Origin of the sequence: Arenimonas malthae CC-JY-1 (genome assembly GCF_000747075.1) — a bacterium.
Classification (GTDB): domain Bacteria; phylum Pseudomonadota; class Gammaproteobacteria; order Xanthomonadales; family Xanthomonadaceae; genus Arenimonas; species Arenimonas malthae.
The window spans coordinates 1-6,431 of the sequence record NZ_AVCH01000050.1; the positions used below are offsets into that span (position 1 = coordinate 1).

The following is a 6,431-nucleotide window of genomic DNA, read 5'->3' on the forward strand; positions in this document are numbered from 1 at the left end:
CCGAGGTCGGCGATGTTCTCGCCCAGGCCCAGCTTGCCGTTGACGAACAGGCCCGGCAGCGCCTCGTAGCCGCTGTACTGGTCGGCCAGCTTGGCGGCGGCGGCCTCGAACTTGGCGCGGTCCTCTTCGGTCCACCAGTTGGCCATGTTGCCGGTGGCGTCGAACTTGCTGCCCTGGTCGTCGAAGCCGTGCAGCATCTCGTGGCCGATCACCGCGCCGATGCCGCCGTAGTTGAGCGCGTCGTCGGCATTGGCGTCGAAGAACGGCGGCTGCAGGATGGCGGCCGGGAACACGATCTCGTTGGCGGTGGCGCGGTAGTAGGCGTTCACCGTCTGCGGGCTCATGCCCCACTCGGTGCGGTCCACGGGCTGGCCGATCTTGTCGAGCATGTAGCGCATGTTGAAGGCGGCCGCGGCCATCACGTTGGCGGCGTAGCCTTCGCGCGACACGGCCAGGCCGTCCCATTCGCGCCACTTGTCGGGGTAGCCGATCTTCGGGGTGAAGGACGACCACTTCTCCAGCGCCTTGGCCTTGGTCTCCTCGCTCATCCAGGCCAGGCCCTCGAGGCGGTGCTTGAGCGACTGCATCAGGTTGCCGACCAGCTGCTCCATCTTGGCCTTGGACTCCGGCGGGAAGGCCTGGGCCACGTAGAGCTGGCCGAAGCCTTCGCCCATCGACGCGTTGAGCGTGCCGAGCACGCGCTTCCAGCGCTCGGGCATCTCCTTCTGGCCGGCCAGCGTCTGGCGGTAGAACTCGAAGTTGGCGCGCTCGTAGGCGCTGCCCAGGTAGGGCGAAGCGCCGTCGATGGTGCGGAAGCGCAGCCAGGTCTGCCACTGCTCCAGCGGCACGTCGGCCAGCATGGCGTCGAACTCCTTGAAGAAGTCCGGCGTGGCCAGCGAGAAGGTCTGCGGCGCCGGCACGTCGAGCGCGGCGAAGAAGGCGGTCCAGCTGAAGTTCGGGGTGGCCGCGTCGGCGTCGGCCAGGGCCACCGGGTTGTAGCGCTTGGCCGGGTCGCGCAGGTCCAGGCGGCCCAGCGAGGCCTTGGCAAGGCGGGTTTCGAAGTCCATCACCTGCTGGGCCTGGGCCTTGGCGGTGGCCTCGTCGGCGCCGGCCAGCTGCAGCAGCTTGGCCACGTGTTCGACGAAGGCGATGCGCGCGGCCTGGTAGTCCTCGCGGTCTTCCAGGTAGTAGGCGCGCTCGGGCAGCGACAGGCCGCCCTGGATGGCGTAGGCGATGTTGGTGGCCGAGTCGTTGTAGTCGGCCATGGCGAAGAAGCCGAACAGCATGCCCTGGCCCGAGGCATAGGCCTGGCCCAGGTAGGCCGGGATGTCGCTGGTCGCGGTGAGCGCGGCGATGCGGTCGAGCTCGGGCTGGATCGGCGCCAGGCCGGCAGCCTCGATGGCGGCCTCGTCCATGCCGGCGGCGAAGAAGTCGCCCACCTTCTGTTCCATGCTGCCGGCCGGCCACTGGCCCGCGGCGGCGGCCTTGGCGATTTCATGCTGCACCTGCAGGGAACGTTCGCCCAGCGCCGGGAAGGCGCCCCAGGTGGTGCGGTCGCCCGGCACCGGGTTGGCGGCGAGCCACTTGGAGTTCACGAAGCCGTTGAAGTCCTGGCAGGCCTGGATGCTGGTGTCGAGGTCTTCGGCCTTGAACGAAATGGGCTGCTGCGCCACCTGCGAAAGATCCACCGAAAGCTTCGGGGCTTCCGGCGCGGCGGCGCTTTCCGCCGGGGCTTCGGCCTTCTGGCAGGCGGCGAGCACGAAGGTGGCGGACAGGGCGAGGGCGAGTGGCTTCAGGCGCAAGGTCATGGGCGGGTCTCGGGACGGGAAACGAAGGGGTCGAGCCTAGGGCAAGCGGGTGGCGGGGGAGTAGGCCATTGGTCATGGTTTTGGCATGTGAAGGCTTCGGCGTTGCCGAAGAAAGGCCGACCTCGCTACCTGGGTTGGGCCATACCGGGCCGATTTTCATTGGCTCCGGCTTTCTGTATGGTGGGCTGGTAGGTCCTGGACTCCCATGCTCAAGAAGCCCCGTCTCCAGACCCGCAGTCACGCCGCTGTTGTGTTTCCGCATCGGCTTTCTGAAGGTCACAGCGCATCCGCGCGTTCCGGTCGCCGTTCGGCGCCGGTCCTCCTTGCCCGCGCCACGGCGCAGCGGCAGACGGTGGTTTCCCGAGGCATCACGCGCGCCGCTTCCGCGGCCGTCGGCGTTTCCAGGGCCTGAACCCGAGCCCGGTGCGCCCGCCCGGCAGCGGGCGGCGCGTCGGTCTCCCCCGTCGTGAAAAAGGAGAGCGGTATGCGTGTTCTGGCCTGTGATGGTATCCACGAGGATGGTTTGGCCCTGTTCCGCCAGGCGGGATGGACGGTCGAGGTGAGCGAGCCGATCAAGGATCCCAAGGTCCTGGCGGCGAAGCTGGAAGGGTTCGACGCGGTGCTGGTGCGTTCGGCCACCCAGGTGCCGGCCGAGGCGCTGGCCAACGCCCCGAAGCTGCGCGTGATTGGTCGCGCCGGCGCCGGCGTGGACACCATCGACGTCGAGGCCGCCACCGCGCGTGGCATCGCGGTGATGAACGCGCCCGACGGCAACACGCTGGCGGCCGCCGAACACGCCATCTCGCTGCTGTTCGCCCTGGCCCGGCACGTGCCGCGCGCCGACGCCGGCATGAAGGCGGGCGAATGGCCCAAGGCCGGGCTCACTGGCTTCGAGCTCGAAGGCAAGAAGCTGGGCGTGATCGGCCTGGGCCGCATCGGCGCCACGGTGGCGCGCAAGGCCCAGGGCATCGGCATGGAAGTGGCGGCGCACGACCCCTTCCTGCCCGCCGCCGCCGCCGGCAAGGGCAGCGTGCCGCTGATGTCGCTGGAAGACCTGCTGGCCTGGGCCGACGTGGTGACGCTGCACATCCCGCGCACCAAGGAAACCACCAACCTGCTCGACGAAACCCGCCTGCGCGGCATGAAGCGCGGCGCGTTCCTGGTGAACGCCGCCCGCGGTGGCCTGGTGGACGAAGAAGCGCTGCTGCGCCTGCTCGACGAAGGCCACCTGGCCGGCGCCGCGCTCGACACCTTCGCCACCGAGCCGCTGCCCAAGGATTCGCCGCTGCGCGGCAACCCGCGCCTGGTGCTCACCCCGCACCTGGGCGCCAGCACCGGCGAGGCGCAGCAGGCGGTGAGCACCATCCTCGCGCGCCAGATCATCGATTTCGTCGCCACCGGCGCGGTCGCGGGCTGCGTCAACCTGCCGCCGCTCACGCCGGAAACCGCGCGTGAAGTGGGCCCCTGGATGCCGCTGATGACCGCGCTGGGCAAGCTCGCCGCGCGCCTGGTGCCGGCGCCGGTGAAGCTGCAGGTGACCTATGCCGGCCGCACCGAGGGCCTGGACACGCGTCCGCTGACGCGCCTGCTGGTGGCCGCGCTGATGGGTTCGGCGTCGGGCCGCGTGACGCCGGTGAACGCGCTGCACGAAGCCGCCGCGCGCGGCCTGGAAGTGGCCGAAACCCTGGGCGGCGACGGCGACGGTTTCGACCGCCTGCTGCGCATCCGCGTGCAGGGCGGCGACCAGGTGCGCGAGATCGAGGCCACGCTGCACCGTGGTCCGCGGGTGGTGCGCCTGGACGGCGTCGAGCTCGATTTCGACCCGCTCGCGCACATCCTGCTCATGCGCAACGAGGACAAGCCCGGCGTCATCGGCCTGGTCGGTTCGCACCTGGGCGCGGCCGGCGTGAACATCGTGAACTTCTCGCTCGGCGCCACCGGCGACGGCGGCGCCGTGGCCGCCATCACCGTGGACCGCGAGGTGCCGGCGCCGCAGCTGGCCTCGCTGCGCGGCATCCCGGGCATCCTGTCGATGGAGCAGCCCTGATGCGCATCCTGCTTGCCCGCCACGGGGAAACGCCGTGGAACGCCGAGGGCCGCTACCAGGGCCAGCGCGACATCGCCCTGTCCGAAGTCGGGGAGGGCCAGGCGCGCCTGCTGGGCCAGCGCCTGGCCGGCGTGCCCATCCACCGCGCGGTGTCGTCGCCGCTTTCCCGTGCGCGCCGGACCGCCGAAATTGCACTGGGCGAAGCCCGCGCCGGCCAGCTGCAGCTCGACAAGGGCCTGCAGGAAATCGCCCACGGCGACTGGGAGGGCCTGCTGGCCGCCGAGATCCGCGAACGCGACCCGAACCGCCTGCGCGCCTGGCGCGAAGCGCCGGAAACGGTGCAGATGCCGGGCGGCGGCGAATCGCTGGTGGAGGTGCTGGACCGCGCCTGGCCGGCCTTCGCCCGGGCCTGCGAGGGCCTGGGCGCGGACGACACCCTGCTGGTGGTGGCGCACGACGCGGTGAACCGCGTCATCCTGGCGCGCGTGCTGGGGCTGCCGCTGTCGCGGCTGTGGTCGTTCCGGCAGGCGCCGACCACCATCAACCTGCTCGAGGGGCCGACGGCCAACGCGCTGGAAGTGGTGCGGCTCAACGATTGCAACCACCACACCGCGCTGTTCGGCGAAGCGGTGCACCGGGCGCTCTAGGGCGCCCGGCAGGGGCCGCGCGGGCGCTTACCCGGCCGCGGGCGGGGCCGGTTCGTCGCCGGGTTCGTCGCCGCCCTGGGGCTCCGGCTGGCCGGCGCGCTTGCGCGCGGCCTTCTCGGCCTCCTTTTCGGCCTTCTTCTTCTGCTTGGCGAGCTCGCGCTGGCGCTTTTCGAACGAGTAGTTGGGCTTGGCCACGGAAATCCTTGGTTGTCTTCCCGCCAGATTACCTTACCGGCCCCCGCCGGCGGATAATCGGCGCATGGAACGCACCCTCGCGCAGTGGCTGGACTACCAGCAGACCGTCCACCCCCGGTCCATCGACATGGGCCTGGAGCGGGTGGGCGAAGTGGCCCGCCGGCTCGGCCTGGGCCGGCCCGGCCGGCACGTGGCCACGGTGGGGGGCACCAATGGCAAGGGTTCGACGGTGGCCTTCCTGGAGGCCATCGCCCGCGCCGCGGGCCTGAAGGTGGGCGCCTACACCTCGCCGCACCTGCTGCGCTACAACGAGCGCGTGCGCATCGACGGCGCCGAGGCCGGCGACGAGGCCCTGGTGGCGGCCTTCGAACGCATCGAGGCGGCCCGCGTCGAAATCCCGCTCACCTTCTTCGAATTCGGCACGCTGGCGGCGCTGATGCTGTTCGAGGCCGCGGACCTGGACCTGGCCATCCTCGAGGTGGGCCTGGGCGGACGGCTGGACGCGACCAACATCGTCGACCCCGACGTGGCCATCATCACCACCGTCGACCTGGACCACCAGGACTACCTGGGCGACGACCGCGAAAGCATCGGCGCCGAGAAGGCCGGCATCCTGCGCGCCGGCAAGCCCTGCGTGCTGGCCGAAAAGGACCCGCCGTCGTCGGTGCTGCGGCGCGCCTATGCCATCGGCGCCTTCGCCATCCGCGGCCATTCCGATTACCTCGTCGACGACCTGGGCGACCACTGGCGCTGGCGCGAGCCCGGTTACGAGATCGAACTGCCGGAGCCCGCGCTGTCGGCCCCGGCGCAGCGCGGCAACGCCGCCGCCGCCATCGCCGCCCTGCGCGCGCTCGACCTGCCCATCCCCGACGAGGCCCTGCGCGCCGGCGTGCGCGACGCCCGCCTGCCGGGCCGCCTGCAGCGCCTGCCGGGTTCGCCCGAACGCGTGCTCGACGTGGCCCACAACCCGCAGGGCGCGCGCCAGCTGGCCGCTTGGCTGGAGGCGAATCCCAGGCACACCGTGGCGGTGTTCAGCGCGCTGGCAGACAAGGACATGGGCGGCATCGTGGCGCCGGTGGCGCCGCACCTGCGCGCCTGGCACCTGGGGCCGATCACCGACGCCGGCCCGCGCGGCCTGCCGGTGGACGAGCTGGCCCGGCGCCTGGCCGAGCACCTGCCGGCCGAGATCCTGCATCCGCACCGCAGCCTGGCCGAGGCCCTGGCCGCCGCCGCGCTGCAGGCGGGCCCGGACGGCCGCGTGCTGGTGTTCGGCTCCTTCCACACCGTGGCCGCCGCGCTCGCCCAAGGCTGAACCGGCCGGGCGGCCACACCGGCTATAATTCGCGCCACCCCTCCGGCCGGACCGAAGCCCCGATGGATTCCGCCCTGAAACAGCGCCTGATCGGCGCCGCCGTGCTGGTGGCGCTGGCGATGATCTTCCTGCCCATGCTGCTGCAGGGGCCCGATGTCCGCGAACCGGACGCCGCCCAGGTGCCGCTGTCCATGCCGGACGCGCCGGACCAGGAATTCGAGACCCGCGAACTGCCGCTGGCCGCGCCCGAACCGCTGGGCGAGGGCGAAGCCGTGCTGGGCGTGCCCGCCGCGCCGGACGACCCGAACGCCGTGGCCACCGTCGAGGCCGGCACCGAGGCCGCGCCGCGCGTTGATTTCAGCGAGCCCGCCGACGACGGCGCGCCGCTGCAGGCGGTGGACGCCGCCACCGGCCAGCCGCAG

Annotated in this window: 5 protein-coding genes and 1 pseudogene; 4 read left to right on the forward strand and 2 right to left on the reverse strand. The window is 71.8% G+C overall.

The features are described from left to right. Positions 1 to 1,808, reverse strand: a 1,808-nt coding sequence (locus N790_RS03475) for a M13 family metallopeptidase (protein ID WP_043800791.1), incomplete at its 3' end; no start/stop codon positions are given. A gap of 484 nt (positions 1,809 to 2,292) precedes the next feature. On the opposite strand from N790_RS03475, the gene serA reads away from it, so the two are divergent. Further along, the gene (gene serA / locus N790_RS03480) at positions 2,293 to 3,855 is read left to right on the forward strand and encodes a phosphoglycerate dehydrogenase (protein WP_043800794.1); all 1,563 of its coding nucleotides are present in this window, start codon (positions 2,293 to 2,295) and stop codon (positions 3,853 to 3,855) included. Then, positions 3,855 to 4,502, forward strand: a complete 648-nt coding sequence (locus N790_RS03485; RefSeq protein ID WP_043800797.1) for a histidine phosphatase family protein — start codon at positions 3,855 to 3,857, stop codon at positions 4,500 to 4,502. The genes serA and N790_RS03485 overlap by 1 nt, the downstream gene beginning before the upstream one ends. A gap of 27 nt (positions 4,503 to 4,529) precedes the next feature. Here N790_RS03485 and N790_RS16285 read toward each other — a convergent pair whose 3' ends face one another. Continuing rightward, positions 4,530 to 4,697, reverse strand: a complete 168-nt coding sequence (locus N790_RS16285; RefSeq protein WP_169742138.1) for a hypothetical protein — start codon at positions 4,695 to 4,697, stop codon at positions 4,530 to 4,532. 64 nt (positions 4,698 to 4,761) lie between these two features. Between N790_RS16285 and folC the strand changes: the two genes are divergently transcribed. Beyond that, a complete protein-coding gene (folC, locus tag N790_RS03490) occupies positions 4,762 to 6,009 on the forward strand; it encodes a bifunctional tetrahydrofolate synthase/dihydrofolate synthase (protein ID WP_043800800.1) in 1,248 nt (415 codons plus the stop codon). A gap of 62 nt (positions 6,010 to 6,071) precedes the next feature. Further along, positions 6,072 to 6,431, forward strand: a pseudogene (locus N790_RS16670) (SPOR domain-containing protein); the annotation flags it as partial.